Source organism: Thermoflexus sp. (assembly GCF_042408365.1).
Classification (GTDB): domain Bacteria; phylum Chloroflexota; class Anaerolineae; order Thermoflexales; family Thermoflexaceae; genus Thermoflexus.
On record NZ_JBHOQJ010000048.1, the window covers coordinates 1 to 17,186 of the forward strand.

14 protein-coding genes and 1 tRNA gene are annotated in these 17,186 nt (G+C 62.5%); 2 read left to right on the forward strand and 13 right to left on the reverse strand.

All coding sequences use genetic code 11. The features are described from left to right. The coding region (locus ACFMO5_RS02210) for a zinc metallopeptidase (RefSeq protein WP_376791142.1) at positions 1 to 674 on the forward strand (674 nt) is incomplete at its 5' end. Positions 675 to 913: 239 nt separating this feature from the next. On the opposite strand, the gene ACFMO5_RS02215 is transcribed toward ACFMO5_RS02210, so the two are convergent. From ACFMO5_RS02215 to ACFMO5_RS02265, 11 genes are all read right to left on the reverse strand, one after another. After that, complete coding sequence (locus tag ACFMO5_RS02215) at positions 914 to 1,339, reverse strand: c-type cytochrome (RefSeq protein WP_376791143.1); 426 nt, start codon at positions 1,337 to 1,339, stop codon at positions 914 to 916. A 157-nt stretch (positions 1,340 to 1,496) separates the two neighbouring features. Further along, positions 1,497 to 1,961 carry a nitrous oxide reductase accessory protein NosL gene (locus tag ACFMO5_RS02220; RefSeq protein ID WP_376791144.1) on the reverse strand — a complete coding sequence of 155 codons (465 nt, stop codon included), beginning with the start codon at positions 1,959 to 1,961 and terminating at the stop codon, positions 1,497 to 1,499. Positions 1,962 to 2,028: 67 nt separating this feature from the next. After that, positions 2,029 to 2,868: an ABC transporter permease gene (locus tag ACFMO5_RS02225; protein ID WP_376791145.1), complete on the reverse strand. Its 840-nt coding sequence runs from the start codon at positions 2,866 to 2,868 to the stop codon at positions 2,029 to 2,031. A gap of 117 nt (positions 2,869 to 2,985) precedes the next feature. Further along, entirely contained in the window at positions 2,986 to 5,199 is a 2,214-nt protein-coding gene (gene nosD, locus ACFMO5_RS02230) for a nitrous oxide reductase family maturation protein NosD (RefSeq protein ID WP_376791146.1), read from the reverse strand. Continuing rightward, the gene (locus ACFMO5_RS02235) at positions 5,196 to 5,852 is read right to left on the reverse strand and encodes a cytochrome C (RefSeq protein WP_376791147.1); all 657 of its coding nucleotides are present in this window, start codon (positions 5,850 to 5,852) and stop codon (positions 5,196 to 5,198) included. Before ACFMO5_RS02235 ends, nosD begins: the two co-directional genes overlap by 4 nt. 279 nt (positions 5,853 to 6,131) lie before the next feature. Continuing rightward, the gene (gene nosZ, locus ACFMO5_RS02240; protein WP_376791148.1) at positions 6,132 to 8,120 is read right to left on the reverse strand and encodes a Sec-dependent nitrous-oxide reductase; all 1,989 of its coding nucleotides are present in this window, start codon (positions 8,118 to 8,120) and stop codon (positions 6,132 to 6,134) included. A 989-nt stretch (positions 8,121 to 9,109) separates the two neighbouring features. Continuing rightward, positions 9,110 to 10,594, reverse strand: a complete 1,485-nt coding sequence (locus ACFMO5_RS02245) for a glycosyltransferase (protein WP_376791149.1) — start codon at positions 10,592 to 10,594, stop codon at positions 9,110 to 9,112. Continuing rightward, complete coding sequence (locus ACFMO5_RS02250; RefSeq protein WP_376791150.1) at positions 10,591 to 11,304, reverse strand: adenylate/guanylate cyclase domain-containing protein; 714 nt, start codon at positions 11,302 to 11,304, stop codon at positions 10,591 to 10,593. The genes ACFMO5_RS02245 and ACFMO5_RS02250 overlap by 4 nt, the downstream gene beginning before the upstream one ends. A gap of 483 nt (positions 11,305 to 11,787) precedes the next feature. Beyond that, positions 11,788 to 14,130 carry a DUF3488 and DUF4129 domain-containing transglutaminase family protein gene (locus tag ACFMO5_RS02255; protein WP_376791151.1) on the reverse strand — a complete coding sequence of 781 codons (2,343 nt, stop codon included), beginning with the start codon at positions 14,128 to 14,130 and terminating at the stop codon, positions 11,788 to 11,790. After that, on the reverse strand, positions 14,109 to 14,912 hold the full coding sequence (surE, locus tag ACFMO5_RS02260) for a 5'/3'-nucleotidase SurE (RefSeq protein ID WP_376791152.1): 804 nt from the start codon (positions 14,910 to 14,912) through the stop codon (positions 14,109 to 14,111). Before surE ends, ACFMO5_RS02255 begins: the two co-directional genes overlap by 22 nt. Further along, positions 14,903 to 15,820 carry a RimK family alpha-L-glutamate ligase gene (locus ACFMO5_RS02265; protein ID WP_376791153.1) on the reverse strand — a complete coding sequence of 306 codons (918 nt, stop codon included), beginning with the start codon at positions 15,818 to 15,820 and terminating at the stop codon, positions 14,903 to 14,905. Before ACFMO5_RS02265 ends, surE begins: the two co-directional genes overlap by 10 nt. Before the next feature lie 162 nt (positions 15,821 to 15,982). On the opposite strand from ACFMO5_RS02265, the gene ACFMO5_RS02270 reads away from it, so the two are divergent. Continuing rightward, positions 15,983 to 16,207 (forward strand): YtxH domain-containing protein, encoded by a 225-nt coding sequence (locus tag ACFMO5_RS02270; RefSeq protein ID WP_376791154.1) that lies wholly within the window; start codon positions 15,983 to 15,985, stop codon positions 16,205 to 16,207. Positions 16,208 to 16,634: 427 nt separating this feature from the next. On the opposite strand, the gene ACFMO5_RS02275 is transcribed toward ACFMO5_RS02270, so the two are convergent. Next, positions 16,635 to 16,865: a hypothetical protein gene (locus ACFMO5_RS02275; protein ID WP_376791155.1), complete on the reverse strand. Its 231-nt coding sequence runs from the start codon at positions 16,863 to 16,865 to the stop codon at positions 16,635 to 16,637. A 183-nt stretch (positions 16,866 to 17,048) separates the two neighbouring features. Then, positions 17,049 to 17,125 (reverse strand) — tRNA-Arg (locus tag ACFMO5_RS02280). Positions 17,126 to 17,186: the final 61 nt, after the last annotated feature.

The following is a 17,186-nucleotide window of genomic DNA, read 5'->3' on the forward strand; positions in this document are numbered from 1 at the left end:
TGTACTTCGTGTTTGCGCTGCCGGCGCTGGTGCTGGGCCTGTACGCCCAGGCGAAGGTCCAGGCGGCCTACCAGCGGTGGCTGCGGGCGCCGGCCCGGCTGACCGGGCTGGAGGCGGCGCGGCGGCTGCTCCAGACGGCGGGGCTGTACGAGGTGCGCATCGAGGGGACCCCGGGGCCTCTGACGGATCATTATGATCCCGCCAGCCGGACGTTGCGGCTGTCGCCGAGCGTGGCGGGGGTGGCCTCGGTGGCCTCGCTGGCGGTGACGGCCCACGAGGTGGGGCACGCCTTGCAGGATGCGGAGGGCTACTGGGGGCTGCGGGCGCGGGCGGCGCTGGTGCCGGCGGTGAACCTGGGCTCCTGGCTGGGGCCGATCTTGTTCCTGGTGGGCTTTTGGATGCAGAGCCCGAACTTGGTGTGGGCCGGGGTGTTGTTCTTCTCGGGGGCGGCGGTTTTTGCGTTGGTGACGCTGCCGGTGGAGCTGGATGCGAGCCGGCGGGCGCTGCGGCTGCTGGAGGCGAGCGGGTTGCTGGGGACGGAGGCGGAGCGGGCGGGGGCGCGGCAGGTGCTGGGAGCGGCGGCCCTCACCTATGTGGCGGCGCTGGCCCAGGCCCTCTCCACCTTGGCCTACTACGCCTTCCTCGCCCTCGGCATGCGCCGGTCCCAAGAATAACCCGCCGTTCGCTCTGAGCGGCTCCATCCGCGCTGAGGATTTGCCGTGAAATGGGGGCCACCTTCGGTGGCCCCCATTTTTCCCCCTCCCCGCCGCCCAAGGAGCAGCGGGGAGGGGAGAAGAGGCCATCGATCCCTCCTCGGGATATTCCCAGAATTTGTGGGCAAAGTGCTCAACGCTGATGGAGGTGCCTGTAAAGCAATTGGCGAAGCCATTCGCCCTATAGGCCTCCTTTCAGCCTACGGTTGGTGAGGGTTGAAGGCGCGGATGAAGGCGATGATGTCCGCCAGGTCCTGATCGGTGAGGGCCGGGTTGCCGCCCTTCGGCGGCATATCCACCCCCGTGGTGTTCGCCGGATCCGCCGCCGGCCGCCCCTTCTTGATGAACTCCAGCAACTGGGCGTCCGTCTGTTGCTTCACAAAAACACTGGTGGTCAAATCCTTCCCCAAACCGGGAAGCCCCTTCGCATCCGGCCCATGGCACGAGGCACATGTGCTCAGGAACAATTCTTTCCCTTTCCCGGGGTCTCCCTTCAAGGCCGCAGGAGTCGCTCCACCGCCCGCCGGAGCACCCGCAGGCGCTCCCCCTCCGCATCCGCTGACGATCAACGCCAGAAGGAGAAACCCGAGCCCTAGGATCTCCCACCGCACACTATGGGACATCATCAGCTTCCTCCTGAAAAAGTTTAGCTTTTTGAGGCCATACGGCCCGCTCGGACCTCTTTATGGAATTTTACGCGCTCTGCCTTCCACACCTTAAAGATATAGCTGATGTCCGCTCTCTTTTCATCTAACAAAGCAAATCCCCTCCCCCACCAAACCCCTACGGTCCGTGGGAGTGCGAGCCGTGAGGTGGTTGTGTCTCCTGAAGGACCCGTGCCCAATCTTTCATCTCACCGCCATGCTCCCGGGCGAACGCTTCAGCTCGTGAGCGATCGGAGAAAGCCACCAGGCCATATCCCATAGGTGAAGGGATGTTCGGGGACTGGACGAAGAACGCCTGAGCGGCATCGATCCAGGCACGGGTTTCATAATCATGCACGTAGAAGGCGGCGACCTCCTCCGAATGCTTGCGATGGTAAACCACCATATCCCCAATGTCATCAAAGAGGCGCGCCTGGCCGCCCCGCGTGACGTAGGCCGCAGCGAAGCGCGGATCGTTGATGATCATCCCGCATTCCACGCATATCTCCTTCCCATAAGCGATATCCGGCGGTTGTGGCCCGGAAGACCGGACGCACGCCGCCGACAACGACAGGAGCACCAATAGCCCATAAATCCAGCGCATCGGTTCTCCTTTTCGCAGACGGATGACATATAACTTTTCCCCTACCGCCAAAATAGTGGGGGAAGCGCTAGAGTCCAGAGTCCCGCAGCCCATAGAAGCGCAGCGCCGCGATCAGGAAGGCTAGGACAAGCCAGATCCCCATCGCCCCGAGGAGCATCGGCCCCAGGGCCTCCCCATAGGTCCGCCAGGCGAACCAACCCGCCGGGCCCAGGAGGTCCGGCGATCCATTCAGCAAGACCATCGCCAGGATCCGGAAGGTGTGGAGGGGGTTCAACAGCGCCAACCACCAAAGCCACGCTGCAGGCATCGGGATCGCCCATGCCAACCCCATGAGGGTCAAATCGGTCAGAAAGACGCCGACCATCCAGACGATCAACGCGATCCCCAGCGCAGTGCTCTGACGTCGCAGGTGGACACCGATGGCCATCCCGATCCCATAAGCGATCCAGGCCAGCAACGTCGCGCCGATCGCTAGGCCCGCATAGCGCTCGACCTCCTCAACGCCACCCATGCCCCCTCCCAGCCCGATCCCCAACCCGGCGACCCCAAATCCCAGCACCATCGCCGCGACCAGGGCCAGGGCACCACCCACCGCTTTCGCAAGGAACACCTGGGCCCGTGAGACCGGATACGAAAGCAAATAAGCCAGCGTTCCGCTCTCCCGTTCCGCTGCCCAGGTCAACGTCCCCAGGCCCAGGCCCATCAGGGAGGCCAGCAGCGCGGAGAGGTTCACCAGCGCCGCCGCCGTCCGACCGAAGCCGGCCAGGCCGATGTAACCTGAGCCGATCATGGAGAAAGCGGCCAGAGCCAGCGCGATCGCTGCGAAGCTCCCCGTCGTGATAACAAACCAGCGGCTTCGAAGGGCTTCCCGCCCCTCTTTGCGGATCAGCAACCCCCATACGCTCATCCCACGCCTCCGTACCCCGCACAAACGCAGGCCTGCATGTCTTCCGCAGTCTGTCAGATCGCTCTTTGCAGGAAGGGAAAAGCCTCCGCCCTCCTCTTGAAACATGAGGCGAAGCCTTTATTTGTCCTCAGCCTCCCATTCCATGTCCCACACCGGGATCCCCGCTTCCCAAAGGTGGCGGACGGGCACCAGCTTGCGATCCGCGGGGACGGAGAGGAGCAGCCCGTGGCCGTTGGCGATGGGACGATACCCTGCCTCCTCCAACGCGCGGCGCGCCCGGTTCAGGTCCGCCGGCGGCAGGCTCAGTCGAAGCTGGACCCGCAGGCCGACCGCGCTCGTCAAGCCCTCCGGCGGGATCTCCGCGACCGCCCGTCCGGCCTGCATCACCAGCACGCGATCCGCCAAGCTCTGCACCTCCTCCAGACGGTGGGAGCTGAACAGCAAGGTCTTCCCCTGAGCTTTCAATGCTCGTAACCAACTTAACCACTCGGTCCGGGCCGCCAGATCCAGATTGGCCGTGGGCTCGTCCAGCAGCAGGATGGGGGGATCCCCCATCAGGGCTAAGGCCAGGGCAACCCGTTGCTTCAATCCCCCCGAAAGGGTCCGCACGCTTTGATCCAAATAAGGCATCAACCCAAACATCTGTGCTTTCGTCAGATCCACCGGCACGCCCCGCAATGCGGCGAAAAACTGCAGGGTCTCCTTCACCGTCCAGTTGTAGAAGGCCAGCTCTTGAGGCACATAACCGATCCATCGCCGGACCGCTGGCCCTTCCTTTCGGACATCGCGGCCGGCCACCCGGATGGTGCCTTCATAGTCCAGCAGACCCAGGATGCAGCGCAGGGTGGTGGTCTTCCCAGCCCCGTTCGGTCCCCACAGGGCGACCGCCTCGCCCGGCCGCACGCGGAGATCCACCCCCTGCACCGCCCAGATCCGGCCGAACCGCTTGCGCAGGCCCCGAACTTCCAGGATGGCCTCGGGGGCCTCACCGGACTCCACTTTTCGGGGAGCGCGGAAGCGGCGGCGAAGCCAGCCCCACCATGCGGCGGCCATCCCGATCCCTCCAAGCCCGAACCCAATCCACCCACCCGCATGCTTCGAAGTCCCACTCTGCAGACGGACGGGCGGCCGGATCTTAGGGGTGGGATCCTCCAGGCGGATCCGGGGTTCGAAGAAGGGGGCCAGAAGCGCAGCGGTCTCTAGGGCTTGAACCACCGGTGTGCCCCAGAACAGGCGAAGCGAGGGGACCTGATCCACAAGGGCTTCGAACACCCGGCGGGGGCGATAGGGGACATCCCCGATCCCATCGCCGTCCCCATCGAAGCCCGCGTAATCGCTCCAGAAATTCCCCCGCCAATCGTTGGCCATCAGATCCCCCTCCCCCTGCGTTGCCGCCTGCTGCTCGTTCTCCCAGAACACGTTCTCCTGGAACACCACCCCGCGCACCATCGGCAAGGCCAACACCCCAATCCCGTTGTATGCGATGACGTTGCGAACGAAACGAACAGGTGATCCCTCCGATCGGGGCGTGTTGTCCAGAAACACCGCCGCGGTGTTGTCCAGAAAGAGGTTCCCCTCCACACGGATCCCATCACTGTCCTTGAAGGCCAGGCCATAGCCGCTGGGGCCCCGTTGTTGAAGAAAGCGGTTGTGCTGGAAGGTGATATCCCGGCTATACATGACATAAGTGCCCACGAAATTGCCTTGCAGGATGTTCCCCTCAACGGAACTCCCCGTGCAATACATATAGTGGATGCCGTAACGTCCGTTCACGAACCGATTGCCCCGCAGCACCGAGCGGTCGGAGAACCAGATGATGACATCGCGACCCCGCAGGGTTTGGTTCCCCTCGATCCACGCATCCGGGCTATACCACAGGCGGATCGTATCCCCACGGTCCGCCTCCGGGACATCCAGGCCGACGATCGTATTGTCCCGGATGCGAGCCCGCGGGGAATCTTTGAGATAGATCCCGAACAGAACTTCCTCCAGGCGGTTATGCTCCAGGGTCACATCGGAGGCCCCTTCCACCAGGATCCCGGCATCCTCATGCTCCAGGGAGCGGCCGGAGTTCCGGAGCACAAACCCGCGCACGGTGACGTGGGGGGCTGCAATGCGAAGCACAGTGCCCTGGCCCCGGCCATCCAGCACCGGCCAGTCGATCCCGATCAGTGTCAGGGGTTTGTCGATGAGAAGGGGTCCGTAGTAAACCCCGCCCCGAACCTCCAGGGCCGCCCCCGGCGGGGCGGCCGCGATGGCCTCCTGGAGCGTGCGGTCGGGATCCTCCGGCGTGACTACGATCAGGGTCCAGAGGACCAGAGCCAGGATCATGCGCGGGCCTCTCCTGGAACTAAGGTGAGGGGTCCGATCCGCAAGGATTGATGCCTCTCCATCGCCGTGCGGACCGCCCGGCGGAAGTGGAGGCCGATGGCGATCATGATGGAGGCCGCCAGGGCCATCCAGAACCCAACCTGGAGCTCGGCCACGGTCCGGAACTGGCCCACCACCCCGGTGCCGATCAGGGGCGGCGTGAAGGGCGGAAGCCGTAACGGGGCATTGGGATCCAGATCATGGCCGTATCGATAGAGCCAATAGTACATATCCGCCAGGAAGATGATGGGAAAGAGCATCGCCGGGAGGGCCATCACGGCCATCCAGCGGCGGCGGGTGAAGGCCAGGGCCTCGCCCAGCAGCGCGGCGGCGCCGATGGCCAGCGGGGCGAGGAACCGCTCCACCTGAGCGGCCTCGTGGAGCTTCTTCATCCCGATGTAGTGATTCAGATTGTCCACCTCGTTCACATCGCCAGCCAAATGGGTCACATAGATATCCACCCGCAGACCCCCGGGATATTGAGGGGCCTGAAGGGTCATTCGCCAGTAAGGGAAGAGCAGGGACAAGAGAAGGAGCCAAGAGGCCGCGATGAAAAAGGCCCGCGGCAGCCGGAAAGGGTCCTCGCCCAGCCAGCGGTTCAATCGTTCGATCATCGCCCACCTCGGTCATTCCGTAGAATCTTTTTACACCGTGAATGAATGTGGACTGTCACGCGGGATGGTCTCCTCACTCCAAAGGATGTAGATGGCACCGGCAGTCCTGCGAGTGCGACCACCCCATCCCCAGGGGCCGCCATATAGGGGCACCCCCAAGGGGTGCCCCTATATGCCCACACCCCACAGGATTTCACAGATTGGGATGACCCCTATGATCCGAATTCAATCCCGAAAAAGGGGAGCGGCCGAAAACGCCGCTCCCCCGCAAGCCTTCTCTTACGGCTCCACCAGGAAGTAGCCCATCATCTCCAGGTGGAGGGCCGAACAGAACTCCGTGCAGTAGAAGGGGAAGGTCCCGCTCTGATCAGCGTCGAACTCGATAGTCGCCGTCTCGCCCGGCTCCAAGCTCAGGTTGATGTTGTAGCCGCCGAGGGCGAAGCCGTGGGTGGCGTCGCGGGCCCGCTCGATGTTTGTGATGTGCCAGATCACATGGTCGCCCTTCTTAATCTGAACCCGCTCCGGCTTGAAGTGGCTGCGGACCGCGGTCATCCAGATCTCCACCACCCGCCGGCCGCCCTCCTCCCGGACCTCCACGCGCTCCCGGCCGGCCTCGGTGGCGTTCGGGTCCTTGGCCATCTTCACCGCGTTCCATCCGATCTCCGGGTAAACCAGGAACGGCTTGAGCTTATCGGCCTTGATGATCTGGGCGTAGTGCGGCTCCCCGATCCCGATGGGCATGTCATAGAGCAGCCGCATCTTGCCGCCGCTGATGTCGATCAGTTGGAAATTCTGGGGATGCAGCGGCCCCACCGGAGCGAAGCGGTCCACTGACCACTTGTTGAGGGCCACTACATATTTGCCGTCCGGCGAGACGGTGTCGCCCTCCGTAGCCGCGATATGGCCGATGTTGTAATGGACGGGCAGCTTCTCCACCAGCTTCCACGGCTCGGCCCCATCCTTGCGATATGGGCCGCCCAGCGACCACTTCGCCACAGCGCTGTCCAAGAACATGGAGGTGTAAGCGTAGCCTTTGTCATCGAACACAGTGTGGAGCGGGCCGAGGCCGAGCTCCACCTGGGCCTCCTTGACATCCTCGAACTTCAGCACGGGGACACCGAAGGGGTCCCGCTCGAAGTTACCGGCGGCGATGGCCTTCTGGATTTTCTCAAAGGAATAGATCGTCACATGGGGATCCAATTTGCCGCCGACCACGATGTATTCGCCGCCCGGCGCCACATCCACGCCGTGGGGGCTCTTGGGCTCGGGCGCGAAGAAAAGCACACCCTCCTGGGCAGCGGTCTGGAGGCGAACCACCTTCATGCCGTTGATGACATCATACTTGCCGGCCCGCACCAGCTCCTCCGCTTTCTTCCAATGGATGATGTGCAGGTAATCCATCTCGTTCTTGGCAGTGCCGGCCTCAAAGGGCGGGTTGCCTTGCTCGATGCCGCCGGTGGCCATCTCGGTGTTGATGGAGTTGCAGAACACCCAGCCCTCGGAGACCTTCTTGCCGGCATCGCAGAGGTCCTGCCAGTAGGGCGGCAGCTCGATCTGGAAGGACCGATCCGGATCCACCTGGCCCTTGGTGCGATCGAAGGCCCAGAAGGTCAGCATGCCCCGGTATTTGTCCTTGTACTGATCCAACGGGGCGTATTCCCAGCCGATGGGGGCTGCATACTGGGGTCCCTCGACCACATACTCGGTGTTCGGCGTAACGAACCCGCCGCCGTGGTCGGAGATGGCGTTGGGGTTCTTCACGATCTGCTTGGTCTCAAAATCCCGCAGGTCGATCACCGCCAGGCGGGCGTTGGCCTTGTCATTGATGAAGAGGAACTGGCCGTCATATTCCCCGTTGGTCTCCGAGAGGGCCGGGTGATGGGTGTCCCCCCAGAGGATCGGCTTGCCCTTCGCAAATCCGCCCTCCAGCACCTCCAGCGTGCCCTTCTCCCCGAACCCATAGCCTTGCCAGGGCTCCGGCGTGAAGACGCCGATCACTTTGAGGAGCCGCATGGAGGGGATGCCGATCACGAGAACCTGGCCGGAGTGGCCGCCGGAGGCGAACATAATGTATTCATCATATTTGCCCCCGGGGACATAGGTTCGCAATGCAGCAACGATATCCTCCGGGGAAAGGCCCCGCTCTTTGACCACCGCTTGAGCTTCCGCGGGCAGGCCAGCCACCGGGGTCGCCGCCCCCCGGGCACAGGCCGCAACCAGCAAGGCGAGCAACACGGCGAATGCGATGAAGGCCTTCCGACGTGTCATACGGACCTCCTCCTATTCGTTAGGAATGCCCACGAGGCTGAGAACACCATCTGCCAACCTTAAGCACCCTGCCAGGCAGTGTTCGATTTTGATTATGTTCGTGAGTGGCAAGAAAGGATATGATTTGGATCATAAAAGCGGGCCATTTGTGGGTGATTAAAGTTGGAATTTTTGAATGACATTTGTCATAGGTGGTGTGTGGGTGGAGGGAGCTTGAGGGCGGGTGGGAGGTCGATCGTCACGCCGGGCGCCCGCTCACGGGTTCGAGGTAACGATTCAGCCTGGCGACATTCGATTCAGAGCTCTCGTGAAGAGGCGGAAGGGTCCCACCCTTTTATCTCCCTGTGGGGAGGGGAGATGCGAAATGTTTTTGGGCCCTTAGGAGAACACCCGCGGTGAAACACCCATCTGTATTGCGTTGCACAAGCACGGCTGAATCGTTACGGTTCGAGCTGCCTTTTTTCAAAAGGCGGTGGGAGAACGATTGGGGGGAGGCTGAGCGCAGGTTGCGGTCTTAGCCCGTCCGGGATTCACGCAACGAGTTCGGCCATGGGCGAGGGCGCCGTGGGCAGTTCTCCCAACAGGGAAAAGGACCATGGGAGATCTCCGCGCCACAATTGGGACACCGCGCGGTTTCCTCATAGCACCAGATCTCAATATCGGGCTCTCCGCAGGCCGGGCATGTCACATAGTCTGGGAACGGATCGGGCAACGGTCGGATGGACGGTTCCTGGGCCATGAAATCCCCGCAGACGGATGGTCTGAAGCCCTATCCTGGTTTCTACTATCCTCGAACCTGCGAAAGCCCAGTATGATCAGGATCATGCCGCGCGGGGCGTTTCGTGAGCCCGTAGCACCCGGTTGGATCTCCGGGTTATAGGCTTGGGTGCTCCCAAAGACAGCACGGGCCCTCTGAAAATCCCCGATGTTCAAACCGACAAGGCCCGTGCCTTTCACCACAACAGGAGGCTTGCTTCTCGGGCAAGCTTTTAACGGGAAAAAGGAGTACGGTGATCGACCTCATCGAGCGAGACCCGCGAGGAAGCAGGGGTTGTGGTCGGGGCGCTCAAGGAGGCAGGGTGAGCAGGAATGAGGCTGTGCCAAGCCACGATCCCGTAACTGAGCGCGTAACAAAGCAGGAAAGGCACCACCCCATCGAGGTTGTGCTGCCATGCCCGCCAGGCCAGGAAAAGGGCGTAAAGCGCAAAGGCCCCCTCGATCCATCCCATCGGATCCGCTTCAAACCGCCCGTTCAACGCCCGCTCCCCCTTGGGGGTTCGCTGAAACTCCGAACGGTATCCCAGAAGGGCCTCCAGGATGGCCCGGGTGTTGTTCAACGTCAGGCCGGTCCCTACCAGGAACAGGATGGGGATCGTCCACAGGCGCCGAGGCCAGTCCGGGTAAAGGGCTTGCTGGCTCAGGCCATACATCAGCGGCACCGCCAGCAACCCCAGGCCCAAGATCATCGTCCACTTCGGCCGCTCCGCCGAGTGCTGCAACAAAGGACCCCATAGCAGGAGCAACAGCACGCCTAGTAGATTCGTGAAATACCCCCCCAGATGGAATGTAGCCACCAGTCGTTTCCACCACGGCCAGCGGCTGCCCCAGATCCGCCCAATCAGCTTGCAGAAAGTCTGGGTTGTCCCCTTCGCCCATCGGAATTGCTGACTCTTAAATGCTTGAAGCGTGGGAGGGATCTCCCCGGGGACTGTTACATCGGGGACGAACACCACCCGCCATCCGGCAAGCTGGGCTCGGTAACTGAGATCCAGATCCTCCGTCAGGGTATCGCTCTCCCAACCCCCTGCAGCCTCAATGGCCCTCCGGCGCCACACCCCAGCGGATCCATTGAAGTTGACCGGCAGGCCCCCCGCGGAACGGGCCGCCTGATCCACAACGAAATGAGCATCCAGCATCAGGGCCTGAGCCCGCGTGATCCATGAGGCCTCGGCGTTCAGATGGCTCCAGCGGGCCTGGACCGCCCCAATGGCTGGATCGGCCAGCAAGACCGGGATCATGCGCTTGAGGAAATCCGGCGGGGGGATGAAATCCGCATCGAAGATGGCGATGAACTCCCCCTGGGCCTGCCGCAACCCATAAGCCAACGCGCCAGCCTTGTAACCGTTCCGATTCGGCCGTCGTAACAACTGAATGGGATGCCCCAGGGCCTGATAGTAGGCGACCTGTCGTCGGACCAGCTGGGCCGTTTCATCGGTGGAGTCATCCAGGACTTGGATCTCCAGACGATCCTGCGGATAATCCAACGCGACCACCGCCTCCAGAAGGCGCTCCACCACCCTCCCCTCGTTGTAAATCGGCAGCTGGATGGTGACGAAGGGCCATGTTCTGGGCTCCGTCCGCGGGATCCTCCGGCCCCTCCCCCACATGCTCAACCCGGTCAGCGCCAAGATATAAAACGCGTAAAGAAACAACAGGACGCTGATCGCCAGGCTGGCTGCAGCCAGGATCTTCATGGTTGTTCCTCCCGGAACCCCAGGAATCGATAGACAGGTGTCACCTGGGCCCCTCCCCGAACGGGGAAAATAGGCAGCGCCCGCGCTTCGATACGATCCTGCAATCGTTCGAACACCGCCCGGCTGATCATAATCTGGCCAGGCGGCGTGGCTTCCTGCAGACGCCGGGCATAATTCACTACGCTGCCGATCACCGTATACGTCCAGTACTCCGGCGTCCCAATCGGGCCGATGATGGCCTCCCCAACATGAACGCCGATCCGATAGCGCCGTCGCTGCTCGGGAGGAAGCATTGCATGCAACGGAACCAGCTCCTGCTGCATCCGCCAGGCAGCTCGCAGCGCTCGATAGGTATGGTCGGGCAAATCAAAGGGTGCGTTAAACCATCCCAGAACCGCATCGCCCATAAACCGATCCACAACGCCGCCCTCCCCTCGGATCGCTCCCCATGCTACCTGAAGGTAGCGGTTGAGCAGAGGGACCAGATCTTCCAGGGGAAGGCGCTCGCTGAGCTCTGAGAAGCCCTGAAGATCTGCGAACAACACGGTAACTTCCCGTCGAACCCCTCCCGCCAGCCAGGGATCCAGATGCTGGCTGAGGTAGCTCATCAGGCTGGAATCGAGCAAATGATGAAGGATTGCCTGCTCATGCTGGATCTGCGATTGCAGATGCTCCAGGAGTTCCCGGCTGGCTCCTACAATCTTGAGCAACGAACCTTGTTCATCCGGGTTCGAGGTCCTTATCCATCCTCGGGAAATTTCCTGCCAGATCTGCTCCAGATATTCTCTGAGAAGATTCAGAGACAACTGGATCGCCTTGGGTTTAGAGTCTGAACCATGTCTCATTTCCATAGATCCGAACACACCGAAAAATTTGCTTTGTCAGCCCGAATTCCGAAAGACATCCGCTGGAGAGACGAATGGCCTTTCCATGGAATATCCTTCTTCCCACAGCTCAAAGAGCCGCAGGGAGATGTGTATGGCTTCTTCCATCTTAGCCTTTGGAATATGCGGCGGAGAGACGAAGAGCCCCAGGAAACCGGGCAGCGCCTGATGGCGATCTCCCATTGTAGGGCCTATACAAGCGTCAAAGGAACAGTCCTGTGCGAGATAGTGCACGGAAGATCTTTTCCGCCATCGTGCGCTCTTCGGGCTGTGGAGCCTCGTGCCCCTGAGCGGAATTCGGCGCCCACGTTAACGCTCCAAAGATAAGAACGATAAGAATGAGGATATCCTCTGAGGCGCTTGGGCCCAACGGCGAATTCCTCCCAGATAAGGGGCCAAGGCTTGCCGGAGCCGCCACATAAGCCCCCCGATCAGGAGGCGAGGCAACCATCCATGGGGTGCCGGGAGCGCTCGGAGCCGGTGCCCCCCAAATCGGATCGCGCCATATCGCTCCGCGATTTGTTCCAGCGCCTCAGCGACCTCCGGAATCAGATCCCCCAAGTAACGAGCGCGCTCCGCTGGCGTCCAGGAGGCCGGAAACCGAATCCCTAACAACCACGCGGCCCGGTTCATCCAGAGGTAATCCCGGGCGGCCGGGGAGAGCGGGCGCAGCCGACGCTGATCCCGTATCCAGAAGGCCAGGCCGAGGGCGCCCAACGCGGCGATGAAGCTGGCGATGATGGACCCTATCGGGAAGCCGGGAGCCTCAGGCAGAGGAAAGGCCTCCCCTGGCTGGATGTCGAAATCCTCCGCCAGGAGGGTCCGACGGGTGGGGGTCGGCCGGAGCGCCCCTGGCGTGGAGCCTGCGGGCTCCGGGGCGGGAGGGGTCGGCGTTGGGGAGGGCAGGCGCTGGGGGCGTAGAATGGGCGGTTGGGCGGCCGTAGGTTCGAATTCCACCCAACCGTAACCTGGGAAGTAAATCTCGACCCATGTGTGGGCATCCCGCTGGCGCACCCGATAGCGCCCATCGGGCATCCATTCCCCCTGGGCATAGCCGCTGACCACCCGTGCGGGGATGCCCAGGGCGCGGGCCATCACCGCCATCGCCGACGCGTAATAATCGCAATAGCCCTGCCGGATATCGAAAAGCACATAAACCACGCCATCTCGGCCTGGCGGCGGGGCCGGGATGTTCTCGTTGTAGCGGATGTTGCGGCGGAGCCAGGCCTCCAGCGCTGCCGCCTTATCGTAGGGAGTATCGTAACCCGCGGTGATCCGCTCGGCCAGACGGCGGATGCGAGGATCCAGATTCGGTGGCAACTGCAGGTACCGCTGCACCCACTCCGGATAAACCGTCCCCGCCTGCCGGAGGCTCTCAATATCTGGAACCGGGACCAGGGAGATCGCCTCATAGGTCTGCTGAGCCCCAAAGGGACGCGTGCTGCGAATCAGCATTAAGTCATGCGCCTGGGCGGTGAAGCGGCCCTGAACGATGGATGCGAGGCTGACCGCAACCGGGTGCTGGGCGGCAAAGATTAACGTGTTGCCAGGGAGATAAACCGTGAACGTCTGGGTCACCACTGCCCGGCCCTCCCACAGCGGCCGCGCCGTCAGCGCTGTCATCGGCGCGCGGCTTTGTTCCTCTTCCCCCGAGGAAAGCCAGCCGTTGGGGGTGTAAACATCATAAACTACACCCCGCCAGTAGCGGGCCGGCCCTTGGGCTTTCACATCCATCACCGGTGTATCGCTCAGCCGGCGGGGGCCCCCAAAAGGGAGGGTGCGACCCAGCGGACTGATATAGGCCGGGCGTTGGGAGCGCAGCGAGCTGAACAGCCGGTTGAAGGTCTCCTGACCCCGACGCAGCGGGCGGCTGACCTCGCTCCAGGCGCGGGAGACGGTCTCGCTGGGCCCGGCAGCTGGAAGCAACCACGCCAGGGCCAGGGTTAGCCCGGCCACCAGCAACCCTGCCCGCAGGATATCCACCCCCACATCCGAGACGAACCACACCCGCTCCAATCGCCAGCGGTAGCTTTGTTCCTCGTAATGAACGGTGACCAACCAGAGCAATGCGCCCAGGAGATAGGCGATCAGGAAGAGCGTGAGGGGACGAGGGCCCAAATAGTAATAGGCGTTAATGAACGCGATCAGCCCCGCCGGCAGCAACGCGCGCCACGATCGGATAACTCGAAAGGAATACCAGGCGCTGGCGCTGGCGGCCAGCCAGACCAGGGCGGCCATGATAACCACGAAAGGAAGGGGATCGCTGCCGCGACCGCCCCGCATGGCTTCCATCGCCCAGACCGTCAGACGATAGCCCAACCACTGAAGCTTTAACGACCAGGTGGGCACCTGAATCAGGCGGGCGCTGAGATACCCAACCCAAACCGTTCCGTAGCCCACATTCAGAAGCAGGGCGATCGGCCCGGAGAAGCGGCTGATCGATAGCAGCCATCCGATGAAGAGCCCCCCAAGGGCCACCGACGGGAGGATCTCCAGACCATCGGCCCACCCGGCCAACGTCACCGTCCACGCGGCCGAGCCGTTGATCAACGCCAGCAGGAAGAGCATCCAAAGCGTTCCGAGCACCCCCCGCGAGGTGACCGGGACCAGCGGGGACAGCTTAGCGGTGCCTACTTGGCTTTCTCCCACCATTGGCTCAGCTCCTGTGGGGAGACCCGGGATGTGAGATCCAGACTGAGAGGCGTGACCGAGACCACCTGATCCACAACCAGCGCATGGATGTCTGAATCCGGCTCCAGGGTCTCCAAGTCGATTTCCACCCGATAGCCCAGCGGCCCAGGGTCTGTGGGCCGGCGGCGCATCGGCCGCACCGGGACAAAATACCGCTGGCGCGATTGGCGGGTCCACCGCCACGGTGTCTCCGGAGTCGCCGTGGCCGGGACATCGATTTTCAGCACATCCACATCAAAAGGCAGCGCCTGCCGGAGGACAGCGCTCGCGAATAAGCAGGTGAAATAAGCGGCGGCGCGGAAGTCGATCTCCTCGGAATACCCCAGGTGATGCTCCACCGGGGTTTGCAGGGAGACCGCCAAGGCTGGGATCCCGAAGCTGGCCGCCTCCAGGGCAGCCCCGACAGTGCCCGAGATGGTCACCCCGGAGCCCACATTCTCCCCATAATTGATCCCGGAGACCACGAGATCAGGCGGACGCGGCAGGATCTCCAGGATCGCATGGTCGACCACCTGGGCCGGCGTCCCCTCCACCGCGTAGGCCCGGACCGGCTTCCCATTTACCGTCAACGTCTCCGGATAGATCCGCCCCTCAGACGTGGCCGGCATGCAGCGCCCAGCACCGGACCACTGATCCAAGGGAGCCACTACGATCACCTGCCCCAGGGTCTGGAGGGCGGCCGCCGCCGCTCGTAACCCGGGCGATCGGATCCCATCGTCGTTGGTCACAAGGATCAACGGCACTGTGCCCTCCGGAAGACTGCCTCCGCGATCCGCTCGGCGATCCCTCGCAGGATCTCATCGGGCACCCCCTCCGGGGCCATGGACTGTGGTCGCGTGTCGATGGGATCGTTCACGTAATCGATGCAGAAGAAACGACCTGCCTCGTCTAAAGCGATCTCGCTGGAGAACAGATGGAGTCCGCAGAGTGTGGCGATCCGATAGCCCAGAATCCAGAGGGGATGCAGGCCGAACGCTTCGCGCTCGGCCCCCGTGACCGGCGTGTAGCGATGGGTCTCCGGATCCCACCAGCATGGGAATACGGTATCCACCGCATACAGCACCCGGAACCACGCCGGGCGCTCTCCCAGCCAACGCGGACGCACGTAGTGCTGGAGCAGGAACGGCTGGTCTGGGAAGGCCGCCCGCAGGGCGGCCAGATCTTCAGGGCCCGTAATGCGCCGCACCCCTTCCCCCCCGCCGCCGAAAGCCGGTTTAGCGATCAGCGGGCCCGTCCATTCCTCCCGCCATTCCACTTCCGGCTTCTCCCCCCATGGGGGGAGAATGTGCGTCGGGGGGGTGGGAAGCCCAGCGGCAAGGAAGCGACGGTGCATCGCGGCCTTATCCCACGCCGCACGAGCACGCTCCGCGGGATTCAACCGGAAGACCCCTGTTGCCTGGGCCCACTCGATCAACGGCTCGAAATCCTCATCCCAATCCGAGGCCCGGTCGAAGAAAACACGACAGAACCACTCGCCCCGTCGCGCTCGTCCCAGGACGGCGGGAAGCGTCTCCGGCGTGATCTCTTGGACGGAAAGCCCTCGCCGGGCGCAGGCCTCCCGAATCATCCCAACGAATGGGCGGTCGCAGTCCCAATTCCATGCCACTGCGAGGTCCACCACCTCGATATGGACATCGTGCTCCAACAGCATTCCCCTTTGCATCCTTCCCCGCCATGCGATCCGGGTTCTCCTTTCATCATAGCATGGGATGGCAAATACGGGAGAAACCGAGATGTCGGAAGGGACGCCTTTCATCGAGTGGAAAGCGAACTGGAGTTAAAATATGCGCAAAAGGATCTTTTGGGGGAACCGATGCGGCGCGCGATCTTCTGGATTTATGGCTTTCTGGTCGGAGGGCTGACCGGAGCGGGCTTGATCCTGCTGTTCACTCCGCAATCCGGCGCGGAGCTGCGGGAGAAACTCCAGACCAAATGGCAACAGATTTTAGAGGAAAGCCGACAAGCGGCCGCCCAGCATCGGGCGGAGCTGGAGCGCGAGCTGGCCATGTTGATTCGCCGGACCCCACCTAGCTCTTAAGCCCGGGGCTCAAAAGGCGCTCATTTTGAAGGCATGGAGATCACCTGCTCCGGTCTTCTTGCTCCCGCTTTCCTTGGGATTACTCCGATCCACAGCAATAGCCTATCCGACGGCGGATTCGGGCTCATGGCCATCCCTATCCCCCTCACCTGTATCGGGAGAAGGAGTGTTTTGTTCATAGGGTTGTGAGGATCTTCGGGGGTTAGGGGCCGCTTTCGGCGGCCCCTAACCCCCGTAGCATTTTTGCTACCCCCTCTCAGGGTTTGGAGGTGGGGTCATTCGCTTTCTCCACCGCATATCCTCAAAGCAAAATGAAGGCAGCAGTAGTGCTCCTTCCATTTTGGGTTGAGGATATGGGAGGATGGGGCCGTTGGCCTCACCCCCCGAGGAACCAAAACCAAAAATCAAATGTGGAGGAAGCAGTAGTTTACAATCCGCGATGGGAACGGGAGGAAGCTGAGGGTAGGCTGGCCGAGAAACCCAGCAGCGCACCCAGGATGAGCGCTGCGATCGCCTCCCATAGAGGAAGGGGAATTCCCGAAACCAGCGAGAACAGCCAGGCCACGATTAAACCCAGGATCGCCCCGCTGAGGATCAGCAGCGGACGAACCCATCGGGCACGAGCGACCTCCGGCGTAGGTTCAGGAAGCTGGGCCATCTGCTCAATCCTACGCTTTCAGTTAAAAGATTTTGGGGTGGGTGGGGCCGCCGAAGGTGGCCCAACCCACCCCAAAATTCCCCACATGGAGGAAATGGGCAAGTCTTGGGGCGGGAAAGCCGCCTTTAGTGGCTTCCCCGCCCTCCAAAGAGTCTTAAGGGGAAAGCCTGGGGATGGGCTCCATGGCGCCCCCGGCGCGACTCGAACGCGCAACCACTGGATCCGAAGTCCAGCGCTCTATCCAGTTGAGCTACGGGGGCACAAGGGAGGGCGACGGGGATCGAACCCGCGACCTCCTGATCCACAGTCAGGCGCTCTAAC